Source organism: Aporhodopirellula aestuarii (assembly GCF_023701485.1).
In the GTDB taxonomy this organism is placed as follows: Bacteria; Planctomycetota; Planctomycetia; order Pirellulales; family Pirellulaceae; genus Rhodopirellula; species Rhodopirellula aestuarii.
On sequence record NZ_JAMQBK010000021.1, the window covers coordinates 77,548 to 99,238 of the forward strand.

Here is a 21,691-nt window from a genome sequence, read left to right on the forward strand (position 1 = left end):
GACCACTTTTAGATCTGGATACCATGACCAAATACGATGCCCGTTTGCGAGATCTCCTCGTCTTGTTTTTATTCTGCGTGACACCGCTCGCCAACGACGCGTGGGCGGATTGGCCGAGTTGGCGAGGTATCGATGACCACGGCAGTCGGTCGGATGGGAATTATCCCGCCGTGCTCGATGAGTCGACAATGCGTTGGAGTGCGCCGCTGCCAGGCAAAGGATGTTCGACCCCGATCCTATTCGGTCAGAACCTTTACTTGACCGCGCCTGTGGACGGCAAAGATTCCATTTTGTCGATCGACACGTCGGGGGCTCAGCGCTGGAGCACTTCGTTTGCGACGGAAGTTTCGGGCAAGCATCGAAACGGCTCCGGTTGCAACGCCTCGCCCGTGACGGATGGCCAGGGGGTGTTCGCTTATTTCAAAAGCGGAACGTTAGCCGCCGTTGAGCTGGATGGGACGGAGCGTTGGACGATGAATCTTGTTGAGCGGTTTGGACCGGATCAACGGTTCTGGGACCACGGGACTTCGCCGGTCCTCACCCAAAATCATGTCGTGATCGCGCGGATGCATGCCGGTGATTCCTGGGTGGCGGCGTTTGACAAAGTGAGCGGCGAATTGGCGTGGAAGGTTGCGCGAAATTACAAGGTGCCAAAAGAATGTGACCAGTGTTACACGACTCCGCTGGTGATCCGACATTCTGACCGCGAAGCGATTCTCGTTTGGGGAGCCGAACATGTCACGATTCATGACGTTTCAGACGGCAAAGAGCTTTGGTCGTGTGGCCGCTTTAATCCTGATGCCAACATGCTTTGGCCCGCGATCGCGACGCCGGTGATTGTCGACGACGTCGCGGTGGTTTGTTTTGGACGAAATGACCGCGGGACGCCGCAGTTACATGGCATACGGCTGGACGGCAGTGGTGACGTCACCGAAACGAATCATGTTTGGTTCCGCGACGACATCAGTTCCTTTGTGCCCTCGCCCGCGGTGTACGAAGGACGTGTGTATCTTTTGCGTGACAAAGGTGAGGTCGAATGTCTCGATCCGGCGACGGGTGAAACGATTTGGAGCGACCGCCTACCCAAAAATCGGGCGGACTATTACGCCTCACCGCTGATCGCGGGCGGTAAACTCTACGCGGCTCGCGAAGACGGTGTCGTGTTTGTGGTGGATATCTCGAACGACCGATTGGAAATGCTCTCCGAGAAGGACTTCGGCGAACCTGTGATCGGATCTCCCATCCCCGGTGACGATTGCTTGTATATCCGCGGCGAAGACCATCTGTTCTGCTTCGCAACCGCAGGCAAGGCCAACTGACTTCGCCGCGGAAGCAAAATTAATTGAACCCGTCGACCGGTAACGATACCGGCGATCGCACGTTCAGCGTCTTGGCGGCGAGTGTGCTTGCCGCTTCATCAATGAAGGCTGTGCGACGTGTCGTGAGGCAGCGTCGGGATGCTTGTTCAGCAAATCGAATAGCGGTCGATGATATCGGCGAGAAAATCATGCTGGTCTCGTGCCCAGTGCTCATCGGAAAATATCTCGACCTCGTTCCAGCCGGAGAAGCCGGCGGCTTCCACCATTTTGCGGATGCCTTTGATGTCGATACAGCCATCGCCCATGAGAGCTCTGTCGTTGAGAAAGTCGCGGGTGGGGACTCGCCAATCGCAGAGGTGGAATCCAAAGATCGCATCGAGTTTACCGAGGAGTTCAATCTCACGTTCGAGATCGGGATCCCACCAAGTATGGTAGACATCCAACGCGACACCGAGCATTCGATTACGAATCGATTCGCACATCATGCGGGCATCGGCGAGTCGATTGATGCAGCTTTTGTCTGCCGCGTACATTGGGTGCAGCGGTTCGATAGCGATCTGCACGTTGTGTGACTCGGCGTCTGGCATCAATTGCTCGATGCCGTCTTGCACCCAACCGCGTTGGCGATCGAGCGGTTCGCCCGGTGTCGCGCCGACGACGAGGACTAACATGTCCGCCGAAATCTCGGCTGCCGTTTCGATCAATTTGCGATTGTGATCGATCCGCCGGGCTCGTTCGCTGGCTTCGGAATCACAAAAGAACCCGCCGCGAACGAGTGCGGGAACTTTGAGCCCCGCTGCTTGCACAGCTTGGTTGACTTCGGCGTTTGACATGCCTTCAATCGCTTCGACCCAGATGCTGATCCCGCCGACGCCCGCCGCCGCGTAATTTTCCAACGCGACAGGCAAGGTCCAGGGTTTGGTCGTGATCGTATGGATGGCCAAACGATCGAGCGTCGTGGCATCGTTAACGTTAGTGTGCATGTGCTACCGCATCTTCCATCGATACCCACGTCTGGTCGCCAGCGGATCGTGCGCCGGCTTCGGCGAGACGAACACCGCCTGCGGCGGAGGCGAGTGACCATGGGAACTCGGCGTCATCGGCACAGTGCCGTATGAATAATTCCCACTGAATCTTGAACGCGTTATCGTATTCGGTGGTGTTGGGCAGTTGTTGCCAATTGTCATAGAAATTGATCGGCTGCGGGACGTCCGGGTTCCACGTCGGTTTGGGCGTGGAGGCGGCGCTTTGAATCCAGCACTCGCGCAGTCCGGCAACGGCGGAACCTTTTGTCCCGTCGACTTGTATCGTCAGCAGATCGTCGCGTCGGACACGCGTCGTCCACGAGCTGTTGAATTGACAGGTCAATCCGTTTTCCAAGACGAAGATCGCGTAGGCGGCGTCATCGGCGGTGCAGCGATACGGTTTCCCCGATTCATCAATCCGTTCGGGCACTTCCGTTGCCGCGTGAGCGAGCACACGATCAACCGGTCCGAACAAATCGTTGATCAGGTACTCCCAGTGACAAAACATGTCGATCATCATGCCGCCGCCGTCTTCGCTACGGTAGTTCCACGATGGTCGTTGTGCCGGTTGGTCCGCGGTGTGTCCGGTAAAGACCCAATAGCCGAACTCGGCACGCACGCTGAGCAAATCGCCAAAGAAACCTTGGTCCCTCAGCATGCGCAGCTTGCGGATTCCAGGTAGCCACAATTTATCTTGAACGGCACCATTCTTGACGCCGGTTCGTTCGGCAATTTCCGCTAGCTCCAAAGCCGATTCGAGTTCGGTCGCGATCGGTTTTTCGCAGTACACGGACTTGCCCCGTTCCATTGCGGTACGCAATAGACCGGGACGCATCTGCGTGCTCGCGGCATCGAAAAAGATTTCAACGCTGTCGTCGGCGAGTACCGATTCGAGGTCGGTCGTCCAAGCGATCGGGTGTCCGGTTTCCTGAGTCGCAACGGTCTCGGCAAGATGTTTCAACTTGGCGGGGCTGCGTCCTACCAAGATCGGTTCGATCGTTTGGATCTCACCCGTGGATAGTCGAACACCGCCTTGTTTCATGATCGCCAAGATGGATCGGATCAGGTGTTGGTTGGTGCCCATTCGCCCGGTCACACCGTGCATGGCGATCTTCATGGGTGGTCTGTTCATCTTGTAACCTTTCAAGGATTTCTTCGAGGAGGGCGACGTCGGAATCGGGGCGAGTGGGGCTGCCGGGGAACGTGAGCGATGTTTCAATCCATCCCCGAGCTTTTAAGAATTGGGCGGCGTTGTGTTTGTAAGCGGGAACCGGTGATCGGAAGGTGAGGAACCCGAGATACTGCAGCAGGTCATTGAGTTGATAGAACCCATTGTCACCGCTCTCCCACATCGCATCACGCTTGGCGAATTCTGCCGGAGCAAACGTGCTCAGGCCGAGCAAATAATCGCTCCCATACATGACCATGTCGATCGCCAAGTCGTTACCCGTCAACACCATGAATTCAGGTCGCACGGCATCGCGAATGGCCAAACGTTGCCATTCCAATTGCCGGTTCAGAGACGAGTGTTTGGCACCGAGGCATTCGGGGATTTGGATCAGCTTTTCGTAGACGTCGAGGTCATAGATCGCGCCGAACGGTGCGAACATCTTGCCCAATTCGAACGCGTAGAATCCTCCCGAGTGTGCACCGATTTGCGTGTAAGCTTCGAGCACGCCGTCAGCGGATTGTTCCGTCAGTCCGAAACTTTGAAAGATAACCGGTTTGCCTTCGTGCGAAAGGATCTCGTCCATTCGTGATTTGTAGGCGTCGAAGTCAAACGCCGAACCGCTTTGGTCGCCGACGAATGCACCGGCGATGAACGGGCGTCCCGCGCAGACGTCTTGCGTTTCTTTCAGAACGGCGAGTCGTAGTGATTGGTCAATCAGGTTCCCGTACCCGGTGTCCATGTTGACAGCGGGGACGAGCCCGGCGTCGGCAGTTCTCGCGACGTGATCGCGGAATCCGGGCCAGTCAATTTCGGTGGTGGAAAGCATGGGCAGCAGGATCGCCGACATGCCGGTGATCTTCCGCTGGTAACGGATGGGAGGTGTGTTTTTCATCATGTCGCCAAGGATAGGTGCGTTGATTCCGTTTGGCTTGGCGATTCGAGCACCAACTATTGGCGTTTTGGGCAAGTCGGGTCACAATGGCTTCCTCCCGGCTGCATTCACCCTTTCGAAACGGGCCACCCGCTGATGACGAAATCGCTTTCAACGACAACCGCGATCCCAGTTCGCTCATCGCCGGTTCCACCGAATATGCGGGAAAACGGGCTGTGGGTGTTTGAGAGTCGCCACGCGGAAACGTTTGCGATGTCGGTCACACAGCATTCGTTTTTAAAACTTTTGTGGATCCGCGAAGGTCGGGCGGCGATCGAGGTCGGCACCGAAACGCATGATTGCGAAATGGGCGATTTGGTTGTGGTGCCGCCCCGGACACGCCACCGGATTGTCGATTCTCCCAACTCGCCCGTGTCGCTGTGCGGACTCGGCGTGAACGAGAAACAGCTCAAATGCGTCGGTCCGGTGATGCCCCTGTTTCGACTCGGAGTTTACGCGGGGCCGAGAATAAGCACGCTGCGGATCGAACATCAGTTCCGCAAGTTGCTGTACTTGGTCGACCAAGACGATGTCGCCAGTCAGTTGTCGTCCGTTGCGGTGGCGATGGAACTGCTCGCTGATTTGGCTTTGCGATTGACACCGTCGGTGCGCGGCAAGGCGAACGGGATATCAAACCGTGGGTTGCCCAAAGAAGAGCCTAGCGACCCGATGTTGGAAGCCTATCTGGATTGGTTGCAGCGAAACTTTTATGAACCGCTGACGCTCGACGGTGCCGCGAAAGCATCGGGAATGTCACGTCGAACCTTTACGAGCCGGTTCAAACAACGTACGGGAATGACGTGGCTTGAATACGTCAACATGCTACGCGTGCGACGGGCGGAGGAATTGTTGCAAGAGGCTGACCGAAAGGTGACCTCGATTGCTTTTCAATGCGGCTTTGATGACCTGTCGACGTTCTACCGGGCCTTCAAGCGGATTACCGGTAGGACGCCGAGTCGTTGATTTAAGAGTTGGGAGTTGGGAGTTGGTTGGGGTGTGGTCTGGGAAAATTCGTTGCCGCCAACGGTTTCGGGTGAGGAGTTCTGGTGAAATCCGATGCGTCGTTTCGGTTTGACCCGCAACGAAAAAACCGCTCGGCTTTCTAAGAAAACCGAACGGTTCGTGCCGTGTCGTTACTCGTCAGACCGCTTCGTAGGTACTACCGAGTTGCTTCGATCAATTCGACGTCTGCGGCGAGCGTATCTGCGGAGTGATTGCTCAGCGAGATCCAGCCATCTGCCTCTGGTTTCGCGTTGTTGATCGCATCAAACACGGCGACCGAGACGTCGGGATAACGTTTGGCAAACGCTTCAGCCTCTGCGGTGAAGCCGGGATCGTTCGCTTCATTCAGGTTGGGCACTTTCACTTCGGCACAGCACGATTCCGTGCTAATTTCACACGGGTAGCCTACCGAGTCGCAGCAACCGCTGTTGCATCCGTTGCCACAGCAGCCACGGAGTTTGCTGCGGCAGGATGGGCAGCAATGGATGGCACTCCAGTCATAGACGCAGATGGTCTCTTTGCCTTTTACGCTGCCGAGGGTTTTGACGCATCTTACTTTGCCACATTTTTTGAGTGGTCCGCATTCCCAAGGGAAACGCAGTGGTGGGATGCAGATCGCTTCGCACTCGCAAACGAATTCTTTCGTTTCGACTTCTTCTCTTTCGACGGTGACTTGGCAACGTCCTTCTTGGCAGAAGCAGCAGCATGGGCCGAAGGCGCTGGCGGAGCCCGCCAACGACATGATGGCGGCGGCAGCCAACAGCCCCAATGGAATGATTCGGTTCATCGGAAAGTCCTTTTTTGATGTATTTCGTGTTTGGTGTCGGCCGCGTCCTTCCCGGTCGCGGCTCGCCTGTTTCATCAGGTCAGGTGTTGAGGCTGACCGAAAATGGCTCGGCGCCGACCTCCCGGGGGCGACGCTATTTCAGGCATCGACTTAGAAGTCGACCATGAAACGAGCACCATAGATGTCGTAATCGCCAGATTGAACATCAGGCGTCGCGTTGATTGCTGTTTGGGTGTTATCACCGTTGTCGGCATCTCGGTCCTTGATCTTGCCGCTGATGTAGTTGAACTGCATCCGGGCGTTCGTGTTCCAGTGCCAGTTCAAGCCGATCGTAATTGATTCGCCGCGACCACCGAAAATGTCGGCGTCGTTGAAGTCGGCTTGCGAGTAGCGAGCGGCGACTTGCCATGCACCCCAACCTGCCGACCGTCCACCGCCCGCGGTGTCAACCAACCAGAAGTTCTCGAATGGGATAACCCGGTCGATCGTTCCTGATTCACGATCCCAAGGCATGTGTTCGCCGGTCAGGAAATAGCTGGCGTAGATATATCCACCATTGAGATGGACGTTTTCAAAACCGTCGCGTTCGACCCAATTGCTCTGGTACTCGCCAACGATCTGAAGTGCTCCAAGGTTAATCACACTTTCGAAGCCGAGCAGATTGTAATAGTCGGCGCCCGGGATCAGCCCGGTATCGAGCCAACGGTCGCTGGAGGTGCGGCCTTCAGGACGGGTACGAAAACGCGATTCCGATTGACCGTCGCTGCCATCATCGGCCGTGCTCACGTCGGCGTGAGATCCCGAGATCGCCCAGTGGGCGTATCCACGTCCGTTGCTGGTTTCATCGTACCAAATCGTGTTGGCCATACGTCCGGCAAGTTGCAGTTGCAGGTGGTCGCCGGTGTAGTTTCCGTCATCTTGGATGTTTCGGCCGTTGAAGACACCGTAGCGCCAGTTCCATGCCATGTCATCCGACACGCCGTAAGCTTGCAAGCCGAGACGACGAGCGTCTTCGTTGAACGCTTCGATCACGAACGGGCGTTCGATGAAAACGTTGTAGCGCGAGCTGTTCAGGTGATCCAAACCATAGGGGCGTTTTTGGTTTCCGAGCAACACTTCTTGGAAGAAGGGCAGGTCGATCCAGCCCAGGAACACGTCACGGAATTCGGAATCATTTCCGCCGGCGAATTCCATTTCGATCTTGTAGATCATGTTGTCTTTGATCTTGCCCGAAACGCCGAATCGAATGCGGCGGAATCCCAGTCGGTTTGCCGGATCGGAGCCGCCATTAAAGTCGTTGATGGCCGGGTCTTCATCGGTATCGAATCCCCACCCATCGAGGTGAACACGCCCGCTGACCTTCATTGTGGATTTGCTCGATCCGCTAACGACGATGCTCTTGTTCCCGGCGAGTTCTTCGACTTTCTCGAGCGACTTTCCGATGTCGGCTACATCGTCGCCGATGGTGGCAATTTTCTCGGATAGTTTTGTGATGTCGCCAGCGCCGTCCTCTTCGTCGCTCGTCCCGCTCGTCTCGAGAGGCTCAGCGAACGCATCTCCCGTCGGTCCGTCCACCGCATAGGAGTAGGTCGAATCAAGGAAGTTGCCAAATTGGTCCGCGTTTGCCGTGTGGCTGACCAAGGCGATTGCCGACGTGCATAAGAGTTTAAAGAGAGTCCGCTTGCGGACTGTTAAAAAGCCGGAGTCCATATGAGTGACGCCCTTTTTGGATTGTTATGGACTGGTGATGCACACCAGCGGGCCGACTGTATCCGCGTTTTGCGTCGTAGAAAGAGTGCTACGAATTGGCTACGCGGGATGATCTCGGAAGCTCACTTTGCGAGAGCTCGGAAGAATCCGTCCTTCCCCTGATACACATTTTCGGGTGAACGTGCGTAAATGCGGCTGAGTAAGCAGCCAACATTGCCGTTTCTTCACTAAACGCGGCGATCGATTTGGAACAATCGGTACAACCAAACCGCTGCACAGGTGAAGTGACGCAGAATTATTAATTTTGAATTTGCTTTCTTCAAAATTACTCGGTCGTCCGCGGGGGAATTCACCCCCAAGCGTCGCCGGTTCAATCAAGAAGCGTTGAAAGATGCTCGTTGAATTGGCCTCGCGTCAGCACGGTCGGGATGCCATTTTGGCGTGCTAATCGAAGACGGTCGACCTGGACGTGCGGGGCGTACGCGACCACGCGTGCATACGGAAAACGCTCGTGGCAGGTCTGCATCAGGCCGTCGACGAATTTCGAACGCGTCGAGAGGTCGACTATGACAAATCGGACCGGATGTGCGGATTGTTCCGGCAAGTTCCCCGCCAATTGGAACTCCAACCCTGCAGCCATGGCGGCCGCCCGGACACGCGACGCAAAAATCAAATCGCCCGACAGGAACAGGACCAGGCCGGGAGGAGAACCCGCGTTAAAGGCGGCGGGAGGATGGGAATCAGAGTCGTGAGAGTCGGGATCGATCGGCGTGGCCATGCGAAGGCTGCTGGTTGTGAGAGTAGGCTGACGTTTGCCGATCGTAGCGAATCTCTGGTCGGCATGCACCGCGGGGTGACGTCTCGCGATCCGTTCGTGAGCTCCAAAAATGTCTCGGTTTACAGATTCTGGCCGGCAAAAAGTGTTATGGAACGGTGGGTGGAAATGCGTACGGCAAACTGGCAACCGCTAACTGCAACCGTTCTGGTGCAGTCTGCCAATAGGCGGTGCGACAAACCGCCCAGTGTACTCAGCGGCAGGCGAAGTGGTTAGGATACACCGCAGTTCGGCTGGCAGGCTTTCGCTGAACCGAGCTGGATAAGTTTACTTGCAACCCATCACCCACCTGAAGCACGGTCGACCCCTGATGTCTCCCGATTTCGATCACATGCCTGAGATGCCAAACCTTCGAAACGAACGGGGAGGTTCTGGTTCTAACTCCTCCGCGGGATCTTCGGATACCGAAAACTCAATGGGGAACACGACGACGCACGGCGGATTGGTCGCTGATAACTTGTCACTCGAAAACCAAGCCACGCAGGTCGTTACCGACGCGGTCGTGGCTGCCGCGGGGCACGGGACCGTTGAGGATCTCGAAGTCAAAGATGCCCACGTGATTTTCAACACCGTGTGGAATGATCTCGAAGAAGAGATCGGGCACGAAAATTTACGCTTTACCAAAGAACTCATCCTGTTGGGCGGTGCCCCGGGTAGCGGTAAAGGAACCAACAGCGAATTCATCGCAAAGGTTCGTGGACTCACCTGTCCTCCGATCATCGTTAGCGATCTGCTCAACACGCCTGAAGCCGAACGGATCAAAGAAGCTGGCGGGATGGTCGGCGATACCGAAGTGGTCGGGATCCTGTTTCGCAAGTTGCTCGAGGAAGAGTATCGCGACGGATGCATCCTCGATGGTTTTCCACGGACGCGTGTCCAGGTGGAGTGTTTGCACCTGCTCGTTCAGAAAATGAACCAGCTTTATCGTGAGTATCACACGACGCCTTTGGCAATCAATTTCCGCAAACCGACCGTGCACGCGGTTGTGCTGTTTATCGACGAGAAGACGAGCATTGAACGTCAATTGTTGCGTGGCCGTCAAATTGCCGAACACAACGAGCGGGTGGCGCTCGAAGGCGACGGCAAGATTATCGAACTGCGACCGACCGACCTCGACCCGATCGCGGCCAAACGACGGTATCGAGTTTTCAAAGAGAAAACGTGGGACGCGTTGCAATCGCTCAAGCAAATTTATCACTACCACTTCATTGACGCCGATGGTTCCATCGCCGAGGTGGAACGAAAAATCCGCACCGAGCTGGATTATCAGTCATCGCTGGAACTCGACCCGGAAACCTACGACGCCGTTCGTGGATTACCGCTGGCGACCGAAATCGGTGTTCATGCTCGCCAAGAACTGGTCCGTCGCCTCGACGGTTACGAACTCGAACACCGCGAACTGTTCCATAAAGTCATCGCGGTCATCGAGCAACGATTTGTGCCGATCATCCAACGTCACGCGATCGCGGGCTTGTCGATCATCAACAGCGAAGATCACTTGTTCGACGACCCGTTGGCACTCGCCATGGTGATCGATGTGTTTGCCGAACGCGGCTTCCGAGCGGTCGCTAACATCAACCTCGCCGAGACGCCCGATCACTTTGATTTGCAAACGGGAAAGATCACTTGCAAAACCAAGAAGATCTTCCGGTTCCAAGTTCGGTTTGAAGGTAGCGAGATCCGCCGAGGCGGACGATAGCAAACGTGAACACGTTGCTCTTGGTCCCCACCGCGATGGAGCGAGATCGGTTGCTCGCCGCGATCAAAAAATCAGGCGGGCCGAGCGGGGGACTCCCTGAGACGACGAACGTGGAATTGTGTGGCTTTGGCGTTGCTGCTGCTGCGGCGATGACGATGCGGCATTTGCTCGTTCATCAGCCCGATCGAGTTATCCTCGCGGGCATCGCCGGAGCGCTCGCTCCGAATTCGGGGACGCCATCGGTTTGCCAGATCGGTGCGGCGTACTGGTTTAGCGAAGTCATCTGTGACGGCATCGGGGTCGGCGAAATGACCTCGTTTCGATCCGCCGGTGTTTTGGGTTGGCCTCATGTCCAACCTGAAGACGGTACCGATCCGATCGGGGATCACATCCGCTTATGCGTGCCTGGCGTTGGCCGCGACCGGCAGGATGAACTGTGTTTGGTCACCGGATGTGCCGGAGCGGCCGATGATGCGATGGCAAAGTCACGCCTCGTACGGACGCGGGCAACTCTGCGAACGGAAAACGAGGCCTCGTGTGCCGTGGTGGCCGCCGAAGACATGGAGGGGTTTGCGGTGGCCCTCGCATGCCGGGTTGCCGGGGTGCCGGTGTCGATTCTACGCGGAATCTCCAATCGGGCGGGTGATCGCGATCATGCCAATTGGCAAATCGCTCCCGCGATGGATGCGGTCGCCAAAAAACTCGCCGAGCAATGGGTTTGAAAGGTGCTGTGGTGTAAAGGGATCAACGGTTAGGCGATCTTTTCGCGTGCCGTGAAACACGATTGATATGGAGTCTCTGCGGTGAAATCGTGTATCGAACATGCCGCAGTCTGTCTATCGGACGCGATTCGCCCCCTTTTCGCACGCCCCTCTTTCAGGCTCGTGGTCAATGATGACCCCATTCATTCGCTGGTCCCGCAATCGCGACGCTTGTCCCAACCGAGGTTTTTCGTGGTTTGGGGTCTCGCGAATGTTGAGTTTGATGACGCTGGTTCTGTTCGGTCCCGCGACATGGTGTTCGGCCCAACAGGGGGCCTATTTTTCGTCTACGCCGCACAACGTTTATCCGGACCGATCTGCGCCACCACCCGGATATCCCACGCGCAATTATGCCGCAAACTCAAATTCGGCCAATTCCAATTTCTCGATGAACTCGCGTCCGGCCAACGCGCCCACGCTCGTCACGCCGCCGTCGCTGGTTACGCCGCCTTCGCTCGTGGATCCGCCGGCGTCAAGCACTGAGCCGCGGTACTACAACGATCCGACGTTCGTTTCGCGGGTGGCATCCAACACGAACGTGCCGTATCAATCGACGGGATTTGAGTCGGCTCAACAAATCGCCGACCGGTTTCGCCGTCTCGGTGAATCCGCCGACCCGCCGATTTCTGACGTCGCCAACAATAACGCGGAGTATGTCGAGCAATGGATCGAGTTGGCGGAATTGCACGCGGATCTTTCCGGCCGGGTGAGTGATGCGAATGCAAAGCTCAGCCGGACGACGAGCGACCTGAACGACATCACGGCCAAGTTGAATCATTATGGCTTGACCCCGACGATCGGGATGCTGCTCCGAAGCCGCCGCGAACAGCTTGACCAGTGGCAGGTGGATGGATCGTCGAATTTGTTTGCCAGTCAAGAACTGTCGCGTTCGCGGGCGAAGCAGCTTGAGATCGAGATGTTGCGTCATGACGGTTCGGATCCGGTTGCCCAAGCGAGAGAGCTGCTCGATGCCGCCGGGATCAATGAAGACGTTACGCAGTATTCTGCCATCAACTCGCAGCTCCAATCGCTCCTTCGCGAGCGACACCAATGGCTCGCTTCGCTGCGGCAAGGTTACCAGGACTACCAACAAAAGCTCGGCGAACTGGATTCGACGACCACCGCTGCCGCTGCCCTCGTCCAGAGATATCGGTCGCTAATTGACCGCCACATCACATGGATTCGCAGTGGTAATCCGCTTGGCGTGAGCGACCTGCGGCGACTGGGGCAAGGGATGTCGACGTTGTTCGATTCGTCCCGCAGTGCCGCGTTCGGGTACTCGATCGAACGCAAATGGGCGTCGAGTCCGGTCGAAGCGATCGGCTTAATCGCGTCGATCGTGCTAATCTCATTGCTGCGATGGCGTGCCAAGGCCGCGATCACTGGCGTCGGCGAACGCAAGCTGATGAAGGATGCGACGCCCGACATGCGAAAGGTTGTCGCGAGTCTGTTGACGGTGTTGGTCGCCGTCGCATTCCCCGGAATCTTATTCCTTATCGGCCGCTGGCTTCGCAGCGGATACGTCTCCGAATCGACGCTGAATGCATCGAGCGGATTCTATGCCGCGGCGTTGGTTGCGTTGATGGTGGAATTGCCGCGTCAGTTGCTACGCGGCTCAGGCTTTGTCGACAAACACATCAACGTCGATTTACCTCGACGTGAGCGTGCCTCGACGTATCTCAAAGTGATCGGTCTGGGATTGGTCTTAGCGGCCTACGTGGTCACGCTGATCGGTCAGATGGATCACGGTGCGTGGCAGGATTCGACGGCCAGATTTGGATTCATTTTGGCGCTGGCGTTGGTGACGTGGACCATGCATCTTTCGTTGCTGCCGGTGGGCGGGTTTCTCGAGCCGCTGATCGCGAAGTTTGGCGGCAGTGTGATCCATCGCATCCGCTTCGTAATCTACTTCGCCGGGATCGGTTTCCCATTGGCGATGATCGTGTTGTCATCGCTCGGCTATTCGTTTACCTCGCATGAGTTGATCCAAAAAGCGATCTTCACGATTTCCAGTTTGCTGATTGCAGCAACCCTTTGGCCGGCGGCAAAGATTTTGTCTTCGCGAGCGTGGGGAATGCTGACGGGAGCCGCCCCCGCCGAGCCCAAGCGTGACGCGTACGGTGAAGTGCCTGGTTCGGCCGAATCATCCGTCAGTGGTGTATTGGGGGAACATTTCCTGGAACTCAAACATCATCTCGCGTTCCTCTGCCAGTGTGCGTTGGTGTTCGGCGTGATCGTGGGCATCGGATGGATGTGGATCGATGTTTTTCCCACCGTGCGGATGGGGAACCCGGTCGTATGGAACGTGCAGGACACCGTGATGGTCTCCAGCGTCGATGCCAGCGGCCAAACGATCACGAGCAGCGTGGTGGAAACCAAACCGGTTACCGTCGTCCACCTGTTGCTCGCCGCGGTGACGTTGTTTGTCGCTTTTCAGTTAGCCAAATTGTTGCCCGCGTTGTTCGATGCGTTGGTATTGCAGCGGGTTTCGTTTGACGAAGCGATGGAGCACTTCTCGTTGGTGTTGGGACGTTTCCTGCTGTTCGGCGTCGGCTGCTTTATCGCCTGCAAGTGGATCGGCATCCGCTGGGCGACGATTCAGTGGTTGGCCGTGGGGCTGACCATCGGTTTGGGCTTTGGGCTGCAAGACATGGTGCGAAATCTATTCGGCGGCTTGATCGTGCTATTCGAAAAACCAGCGAGATTGGGCGATTTCATTTCTGTCGGTAACGTTCGCGGCCGTGTGGCGGCGCAGCGGCTCCGCACAACCGTGTTGTCCGATGATGACGGACGCGAAGTGATCATTCCGAACCAGAACTTTGTCGGTTCCGAGGTCGTCAATTGGCGAGGTGCGGGGCGATTGAGCGTGATCCCGCTCGAGGTCGCGGTAAGTCGCGATGTCCGACCCGCCGATCTGTGTCGAACATTGACCGAACTGGTGATCGAGCAAGACGACGTGCTGCTCACGCCGACGCCTCAGGCCACGTTGGTGTGTGTCGGTAAACGATCGCAACGGATCGAAGTGCGAGCGTGGATTGAGGAAGGTCAGAACGCGGAGTCCTATCGCGATTCGCTGCTGCGAGTTGTCCGCCGATATCTTTCCGAGCAAAACCTGCTCGCGAAGACGCAGCCAACCCAACCGCCGATGCTCGATCAATTTGATGCCCTGACCGCGGAGCCCGGACGCGGACGCAGTCGACGCAATCGTGTGGCTTGAGATTGAAACATAGGTTCGTGGATTGGGGGTAAACTGGTGTGACTTGAAACGGTTCGCTGGCCCGATCGCATGACGAAATACCTGTTGCTGCATCCCTCGACGATCGTCCTGATCATCCATTGGTTGATCGTGTTGCTGCTCGGAGTGCGGGTGATCATGAATCGGCCTGCGACCGGTGTCGCGCTGGCATGGCTGTTGATGATCGCCGCGTTCCCGTTTGGCGGGGCAGTAGCCTATTTGCTAGTTGGTGAGCGGCGGATCGGTCGCAGTCGCGCGGCGGGCATGCAAACGCTCAACCAAGATTTCCAAAAGCTCGCCCAAGCAACGATGCGGGAAGGCTTGACTGAGATCGACTGGTCGCGACATGCTCCGGCGGCCGAGGGCATGAACCGTTTAGGCATCGCGATGGCGGGAAGTCATGCGGTGCGCGGCAGTCGGTTTGAAATGTTTTCGGACACGCTCGCGATTCTTAATGCGATCGCCCGAGATGTGGACTCCGCCGAGAAGAGCGTGTTGATGGAGTTTTACATCTGGAATGAAGGCGGGTTGGCCGACGAAGTGTTGGAGGCGGTCATTCGTGCCTCCCAACGCGGTGTTCACTGTTGTTTGCTGATCGATGCGTTGGGAGCCCGGCCGTGGTGGAAAAGCAGCCAACCACGCCTGCTACGCGAGGCCGGTGTTGAGCTAAAATCAGCGCTGCCTGTCGGTCTTTTTCGAACGTTGATCGGACGCACGGATTTACGGTTGCACCGCAAAATTGTCGTGATCGACGGAGATATCGCGTGGACCGGTAGTATGAATTTGGTCGACCCGCGGTTCTTCAAACAGGATTCCGGCGTGGGCCAGTGGGTCGACGCGATGGTCCGCTTGCAGGGCGCGGTGGTCGTACCGCTCGCCGTCACGATGATCGGCGATTGGATGCTTGAGTCGCAAACGCCCATCGCGGAAATGGTCAAGCGAGCCGAACTCCAAATGGTATCGCCCGACGGGCCCGCCGATATTCAAGTCATCCCTTCGGGGCCGGGACAGTCCGGTGACGGCCTGCTGCAGATGATCCTGTCGCTAATCAACGCGTCGCACCAGGAGTTGGTGATGACGACCCCTTACCTCGTTCCGGACGACTCGTTGTTGCGTGCGATTCGCGGCGCCGCGGGGCGCGGGGTGACAGTGCGGTTGATCGTTCCCGAGAAAGTTGATTCGATGCTCACTCGGTTCGCCAGTCGCTCATATTACGATGACTTGTTAGACGTCGGCGTCGAGATTTATCTCTTTCGCGGCGGTCTCTTGCACACCAAGTCGATCCTGGTTGACGGGACGATGTCGATGTTTGGGACCGTTAACTTGGACATGCGCAGTTTGTGGCTCAACGACGAAGTGGCGTTATTCGTTTACGAGCCCGAGTTTGCCACACAGCTTCGGCAACTACAGCAATGCTACCTTGACGATTCTGATCGACTGGATCCAGATGAATGGAATCGCCGTTCTTTCAGCCATCGGTTTTTGGAGAATGCGCTGCGCCTCGTCAGTCCGCTACTATGAGCGAAACGGAGATGCCGTTGGTTAGCGCGGAGGTGCTCAGTGCCGGATGGGGACAACCGAATTCCAGGACGTTCCAATACGGATTTCGTCGAACGCCGCGATCGCGGTCGCATCGGACCACAGTCGTATTTGATCCAGTTGCCCGTCTTGATGAAACGGCTTGCCCACCACCTCCCAGACCTCCGGTTCACACGCGGCGGGAGGTGCTGAGGTGGGGTACGCGACGACCGAGAGCCGATCTGGTTCTTCGCTGCGGAGTTCCAATTTGACGACCAGGAAATAGGTTGTGTCCGTGTCTAAGGTGGTGCCGCCGACATGTTCGGTGCCGGTAAACACGGTCAGGTGTTCTCGCATATCGATTGACACACCAAATCGTTTGGCGTCGAAGCCAGACTGCAGGGCGATTCCGGCTCCGCAGCGTTCATCCCGCGGAGAAGTGATCACGCGTTTTCGCATCAGTAAGCTGATGAAAATGTCTTGATCGACGGAGAGATCGATCGGTTCGGCGAAGGTTCTCGCGGACACCGAGGCGAGCGAGACGACGGTGTATTTGGGCGAACTTGGTATCAACCATGCGGGGTCAATCAGATAGCCGCCCTCGCGGATCACGCCGCTGGGCGGGAGTTCCGGTCCGCTGTGTTTGAACCAGGGAGCCTTCCATCCTTTCCCACCCTCATCCTTGCGCATCACTCCGATTGGGTATTCAAACGATTCGTGCATCAACGGCTGCTCTTCATTTTCGCGGCTATTGATGCGTGCTGCGAATTCTCGTAGCTTTTTCAGGTGATTGTCTTGTCCGACCAAGGGGACACCTACGTTGTCTGCGGAGGACCGAAAACGAACCGACTTGCCTGCCGCGAGCATCGAACGGCCATGGTTCGCAGCGCGTTCGATGGGCAACCACGTTACCGCCCCGTCAAGCACCGACACTTCGCTCTGTCCATCCGTGTCCACCGAAACGGCAAACTCGGTTCCGATATCAACCACGTTGGTCGTCGGGGTCCGTAATGCAAATCCGAGTGCCTGATCATACGCCTTGGCGAAGACCGTTCCTTGGTGAACCGTCAGCGACCGATCTGGTTCGATTTCAACGCACACGGGATGCTCTCTCGCGTCCAAAATCAAGACGGCGCCGTAGACGGTATTCAGACGAGCGACGCCTTTTCGCAGGCAAAGTTGGCCGACATCGATTTGGTCACCAATGTTGATCGGATCGTCCCATACCGTGTCGTCCTCGTAGGTCACCGTCATCACGTTTTCGAAGGTCCGAAAGGAATCAGCGCTACTCAGCCGCAGAACCGGCTTGGTGCTATTGTTGGCTAGCTGCACGGATGCCTGGTTGTTGTTGTAGAGCAGCGTGGAATACACGATGGCAATTCCGACAAGACTCGCCGCGAACATGAGCATCCAGGGGCCGAAGAAGGATGTGCTTTTTGATATCGAAGCACGCGGTTGAGGGTCGTTGTTCGAGGGGTGTGGTTTGTGTTGCGATGAGTGGTCAAAACGGAGTGCGGTTTCGCGGAGTTGGAACTCTTCCTGCAACATCGAGTCCAACTGCATTGATCGAATCGCTAGGAATCGCAGGTCCTCATCGTTTCGCAATAGATCGTTGAGTTCGTCTAGCTGTTCGTCCGTCGCATCGCCCCCTTGGGAAAGCTGGAGCAGTTCCTCAACGCGTTGGTGCTGTGCAGAAGGTTTCATCGAAAACCTCAATAGAGGGTTGGGCGGATTGCTGTTGCCACGATTGTGGCGTCACGCCGATTCAGTCGCGGCGAGTCGAAGGTCGATACATTTACGAAGTGATTTGCGGCTTCTCATCATGAGGCTTTTGATCGCATCGATCGTTTTGTTTGTCTTGTCCGCAATTTGCTGGAGGGATTGATTGTCGGCGTATCTCAGCGCGAACACGAATCTGGTTTCATCGTCGAGCGATTCCAAACATCGATGAAGCGCCTGTTGCCGGTCCGGCCACAATTCCATGTCCGTGTGGGCGATTTCACATAACATGTCAACGACATCGGTGTGAAAGACGACTCGGTCGCGTTCACGATTTCGATCTCTGAGAAACCCGAGTACTTCGAAACGTGCGACCCCCAACGCCCACGGAAGAAACGGGGCGTCGTCTTGGTACTGGCTCGCCTTCTTCCAAAGTGTGAGATTGGTTTTTTGCAACACATCTTGCGCGTCGTCGCGATTGCCTAATGCGGAGTATACAAATCCTTTGAGCTGGCTTTGATGCATGGTGAGAAGGCTTACAAACTTGTCACTCGTCTCGGTGGGTTCCGGCATCTCGCCCTCAAACAGATCGCGTACAAAAAGGGATCGTCGCCGCCATGAAGTCTATAGGTGTCAGGTCTATAGGGCGACGAGCTCTTTGCTAGCGACACTAGGTATTGCCACTAACAAATGAAAGGTGTCAATCAATCTACGAAAAATAACAGATGGATTGCTGGGGTGGCATCTTTTTGAAACTTTTGCGTTTTTTCTTGCCACATGTGGATGGTATCTGGAGACAAACGTTACAGGCTCGCAATGGTAGCAAGATTGAACTTAACGATCCGTTGATCTGGTTCAGCCTCAGGTCTTTTTCATTGAGATCGAGGAGAAGCCGTGGCAATGTCTATAGGCGTTGCCGTTCGATCCAATTTGCTTTTCACACTTCACTTTTCTTAAAGGATTTAATTTATGCGAAAGACCTACTCACCCCGGTCGGGGTTCACCTTGGTCGAGTTGCTGGTGGTGATTGCCATCATCGGTGTTCTCGTTGGCTTGTTGTTGCCAGCCGTTCAAGCGGCACGTGAAGCGGCTCGTCGAATGAGCTGCAGCAACAACTTCAAACAGATCGGATTAGGCATTCACAACTATCACAGTGCCTACAACAATTTGCCTGGCCACGGCATCGGAACGATGGACCCTTCCATCAATTCATGGTGGGCCGGGTCCAATAAATCCAACGCGATGCGTTTGAGCTTCTTGGTTGGTATCACCCCATTCATCGAGCAACAATCGGTTTGGGAAATCATTGCTAACCCCAACGACTGGAACAACGACAACGTTGTCGATTTCCCACCGATGGGGCCGATCCCGTCCAATATCGATTACGTTCCTTGGGTGACCGAGGTTGGAACGTTCCGCTGCCCGAGCGACCCAGGTACTGGTTTGCCGGCCCTCGGTCGTACTAACTACGCCGCTTGCATGGGCGATGTTGGCCGTTGGATTCAGACTGGACCTTGGGATGACTCCAAGACGCTCCCGAATAACGATCGTGCGACCCAAGTCCGCGCATGTCACCGCGGTGTCTTCAAATTCCGTTCGCCTCCAACTCGATTCCGTGACGTGCTTGATGGTTTGTCAAACACCATCATGGCCGGTGAAATCACGACCGACTTGGGTGACCATGACACCCGCACCGTTGGGGTCGACCGGGCGACCTATGTGAACATGCAAAGCCAATCTCCAAACTCGTGCGACACGATGGTTGACCCCACGCGTCCGCAGTTCTGGGATTCGTCGTTGGCGTTTGACGAGCCAATCAACGTGCGTGGTTATCGCTGGGCCGATGCGTTGGCAGTGTTCTCCGGTTTCATTACCGCGAGCCCACCAAATAAGCCCCTTTGCACGTCGGACAAGGGCAGCGGCGAAGGCTACTTCACCGCGTCGAGCCGTCACCAAGGTGGATGTCACGTGTTGATGGGTGACGGAGCGGTCAAGTTCATCACCGACTCGATCGAATCGGGCAACCAAAGCGATAAACCTGTTGTCGAGTGGGCAACCAGTGGTCCTCGTGCTCCTGGTTCCCAAAGCCCATACGGCCTCTGGGGAGCGCTCGGTACCCGAGCCAACAAAGAAGTGATCGGCACAGAGTTTTAGAGACTTCGCAGCTTGCTCATCGGAACATGCGTGCTGTTGGGCTTCTACGATCGAACGCAACCTTCTTTTCACGGCGAGTGATTTTGTTCGCTACCGAGAACAGAAGGTTGTTTTGCAAATCGCCGCAATCGGCGGTGCCCGTTCCTACCCATACCCCCGCAGAATTTTAGGAAACTCGTCATGATGAAAATGCTCACCCTTTTCGCGCTGCTGTTCGTCGGCTTTGTCGCCGTCGGTTGCGACTCGGCTTCGAATAGCAATGTCGCTGAGAGTGCTTCCGAAGATGCCAAAGAAGAATACCGCCGTCTCCTGAAGGAGTCCGAGCAGGGAATGGCAGACTTGGATGAAGAAGCGAAAGCCGCCGGCAACAAGCCCGACTGAGCTCGCGATCTCTCAACCTGACCACCGAATCACCCGCGTTGTTTTACCGACGCGGGTATTTTCATTGCGGGCAGTCGGATCGATGGTTGCTCGATGTCATTGACGCAGAGCCGCGAGACTCGCGAGAGTCGGGGAGATGCAGAGCTCCAGACTGAATTCAGCGCAGCGTTTTCTTTCTCTCATTCTCTGTGTCCTTGCGTCTCCCCGTCTCTGCGTCGACTTCTCAGAAGCCATCACTCTTGTCCAGTTCTCAAGCTAACACGCAGGTGTTGACGCAGAGCCGCAAGAGACGGGGAGACGCAGAGTTTCAGGTTCGGCTTAGCGCAGAGTTTTTCTTTTCTCATCCTCTGCGTCCTTGCGTCTCTCCGTCTCTGCGTCCGATTTTACAAACCATCCCCCGTCCAATTCTCAAACCACCGCGTTCGGTGAGACTCAATGGATGCATTCAGGTTTTGACGCAGAGTCGCGAGAGTCGGGGAGACGCAGAGGTTCAGGCTGAATTCAGCGCAGAGTTTTCTTTCTCTTATTCTTTGCGTCCCCGCCTCTCACCGTCGCTGCGTCGACTTTTCACAATCCATTGACAACACGGTGAAACCCATCCTTGACCATGCGTTCGCCAAAGTTCACGACAAGACCCAGTTTGAGATTCATCAATCGCAGATAGGTCAGGCACTGAACGGCGAAGATGTCGTTGTACTTCGAGGTCGCTTTGCATTCGACGACCACCAAGTCGTTAACGATCAAATCGAGTTTGAGTGGAGTTGCGAGTGTGCTGCCTTTGTAGCGAATGGGCACCAACTGTTGTCGTTTAACGCGTAGCCCTGCCTGATCCAATTCCCAGGCCAGTGCCTCTTCATAAACGCTTTCCAGCAATCCAGGTCCACCCAGCGTTCGATGCACTTCAATGCAAGCGTTCAAGACAATGTTGCTGATGTCATTCTCGTGCATGTTTGGGTCCTTCAACGTTCTTAGGCAGAGTTGCGAGAAACGGCGAGACGCGGAGAAACCGTCTCAATTCATCGCAGAGTTTAACGCGTGTGCCCCTCATCACAAATTATTGACAACACGGTGCACCATCCAATTCCCAAGCCAACTCGTTCGGTGAGACTCAATGGATGCGCTATGACCTTGACGCAGAGCCGCGAGAGTCGGGGAGACGCAGAGATTCAGACCGGATTCAGCGCAGAGTATTGCTTCCCTCGTTCTCTGCGTCCTTGCGTCTCCCCGTCGCCGCGTCGACTTTTCACAAAACATCGCCCCATCCGATTCCTAGATCACCTCGTTCGGTGAGACTCAATGGATGCGTTATGATTTCGACGCAGAGTCGCGAGAGGCGGGGAGACGCAGAGATTCAGACCGGATTCAGCGCAGAGCATTGCTTTCTTCGTTCTCTGCGTCCTAGCGTCTCCCCGTCTCTGCGTCAACTTTTTGCAAAACAATCGCC

17 protein-coding genes are annotated in these 21,691 nt (G+C 56.1%); 8 read left to right on the plus strand and 9 right to left on the minus strand.

What is annotated here, in order from left to right:
• The first annotated feature begins 23 nt into the window (after positions 1–23).
• Positions 24–1,319, plus strand: coding sequence for an outer membrane protein assembly factor BamB family protein (locus NB063_RS06875; protein ID WP_250928018.1), 1,296 nt, complete (start codon positions 24–26; stop codon positions 1,317–1,319).
• Positions 1,320–1,465: 146 nt separating this feature from the next.
• Here the strand turns inward: NB063_RS06875 and NB063_RS06880 are convergent, their stop codons facing one another.
• From NB063_RS06880 to NB063_RS06890, 3 genes are read right to left on the minus strand one after another with little or no spacing between them, the layout of a single operon-like run.
• A complete protein-coding gene (locus NB063_RS06880) occupies positions 1,466–2,302 on the minus strand; it encodes a sugar phosphate isomerase/epimerase family protein (protein ID WP_250928019.1) in 837 nt (278 codons plus the stop codon).
• Positions 2,292–3,461: a Gfo/Idh/MocA family protein gene (locus NB063_RS06885; RefSeq protein ID WP_250928062.1), complete on the minus strand. Its 1,170-nt coding sequence runs from the start codon at positions 3,459–3,461 to the stop codon at positions 2,292–2,294. The genes NB063_RS06880 and NB063_RS06885 overlap by 11 nt, the downstream gene beginning before the upstream one ends.
• Positions 3,352–4,482, minus strand: a complete 1,131-nt coding sequence (locus tag NB063_RS06890) for a dihydrodipicolinate synthase family protein (RefSeq protein WP_250928020.1) — start codon at positions 4,480–4,482, stop codon at positions 3,352–3,354. Before NB063_RS06890 ends, NB063_RS06885 begins: the two co-directional genes overlap by 110 nt.
• 60 nt (positions 4,483–4,542) lie before the next feature.
• Here NB063_RS06890 and NB063_RS06895 point away from each other — a divergent pair, with 60 nt between their 5' ends.
• Positions 4,543–5,409, plus strand: a complete 867-nt coding sequence (locus NB063_RS06895; protein WP_250928021.1) for an AraC family transcriptional regulator — start codon at positions 4,543–4,545, stop codon at positions 5,407–5,409.
• Positions 5,410–5,605: 196 nt separating this feature from the next.
• Here the strand turns inward: NB063_RS06895 and NB063_RS06900 are convergent, their stop codons facing one another.
• From NB063_RS06900 to NB063_RS06910, 3 genes are all read right to left on the minus strand, one after another.
• Positions 5,606–6,235 carry a hypothetical protein gene (locus NB063_RS06900; protein WP_250928022.1) on the minus strand — a complete coding sequence of 210 codons (630 nt, stop codon included), beginning with the start codon at positions 6,233–6,235 and terminating at the stop codon, positions 5,606–5,608.
• Between the two features lie 150 nt (positions 6,236–6,385).
• A complete protein-coding gene (locus NB063_RS06905; RefSeq protein WP_250928023.1) occupies positions 6,386–7,945 on the minus strand; it encodes an OprO/OprP family phosphate-selective porin in 1,560 nt (519 codons plus the stop codon).
• Positions 7,946–8,315: 370 nt separating this feature from the next.
• Entirely contained in the window at positions 8,316–8,723 is a 408-nt protein-coding gene (locus NB063_RS06910; RefSeq protein WP_250928024.1) for a histidine kinase, read from the minus strand.
• A gap of 472 nt (positions 8,724–9,195) precedes the next feature.
• Between NB063_RS06910 and NB063_RS06915 the strand changes: the two genes are divergently transcribed.
• The 4 genes from NB063_RS06915 to cls all read left to right on the plus strand — a co-directional run bounded on the left by NB063_RS06915 (position 9,196) and on the right by cls (position 15,996).
• Positions 9,196–10,479, plus strand: coding sequence for a nucleoside monophosphate kinase (locus NB063_RS06915; protein ID WP_322975082.1), 1,284 nt, complete (start codon positions 9,196–9,198; stop codon positions 10,477–10,479).
• A 5-nt stretch (positions 10,480–10,484) separates the two neighbouring features.
• Positions 10,485–11,201 (plus strand): futalosine hydrolase, encoded by a 717-nt coding sequence (gene mqnB, locus NB063_RS06920; protein ID WP_250928026.1) that lies wholly within the window; start codon positions 10,485–10,487, stop codon positions 11,199–11,201.
• A 427-nt stretch (positions 11,202–11,628) separates the two neighbouring features.
• Entirely contained in the window at positions 11,629–14,457 is a 2,829-nt protein-coding gene (locus NB063_RS06925) for a mechanosensitive ion channel domain-containing protein (protein ID WP_250928027.1), read from the plus strand.
• A 69-nt stretch (positions 14,458–14,526) separates the two neighbouring features.
• Positions 14,527–15,996, plus strand: a complete 1,470-nt coding sequence (cls, locus tag NB063_RS06930; protein ID WP_250928028.1) for a cardiolipin synthase — start codon at positions 14,527–14,529, stop codon at positions 15,994–15,996.
• A gap of 36 nt (positions 15,997–16,032) precedes the next feature.
• Here cls and NB063_RS06935 read toward each other — a convergent pair whose 3' ends face one another.
• Positions 16,033–17,697, minus strand: coding sequence for a FecR family protein (locus tag NB063_RS06935; protein WP_250928029.1), 1,665 nt, complete (start codon positions 17,695–17,697; stop codon positions 16,033–16,035).
• Positions 17,698–17,748: 51 nt separating this feature from the next.
• Positions 17,749–18,285, minus strand: coding sequence for a sigma-70 family RNA polymerase sigma factor (locus NB063_RS06940; RefSeq protein WP_250928030.1), 537 nt, complete (start codon positions 18,283–18,285; stop codon positions 17,749–17,751).
• Between the two features lie 396 nt (positions 18,286–18,681).
• Between NB063_RS06940 and NB063_RS06945 the strand changes: the two genes are divergently transcribed.
• Together NB063_RS06945 and NB063_RS06950 are read left to right on the plus strand one after the other, a co-directional pair.
• Positions 18,682–19,866 carry a DUF1559 domain-containing protein gene (locus NB063_RS06945; protein ID WP_250928031.1) on the plus strand — a complete coding sequence of 395 codons (1,185 nt, stop codon included), beginning with the start codon at positions 18,682–18,684 and terminating at the stop codon, positions 19,864–19,866.
• A gap of 180 nt (positions 19,867–20,046) precedes the next feature.
• Positions 20,047–20,247 (plus strand): hypothetical protein, encoded by a 201-nt coding sequence (locus NB063_RS06950; protein ID WP_250928032.1) that lies wholly within the window; start codon positions 20,047–20,049, stop codon positions 20,245–20,247.
• 567 nt (positions 20,248–20,814) lie between these two features.
• On the opposite strand, the gene NB063_RS06955 is transcribed toward NB063_RS06950, so the two are convergent.
• Positions 20,815–21,195: a GxxExxY protein gene (locus NB063_RS06955; protein WP_250928033.1), complete on the minus strand. Its 381-nt coding sequence runs from the start codon at positions 21,193–21,195 to the stop codon at positions 20,815–20,817.
• Positions 21,196–21,691: the final 496 nt, after the last annotated feature.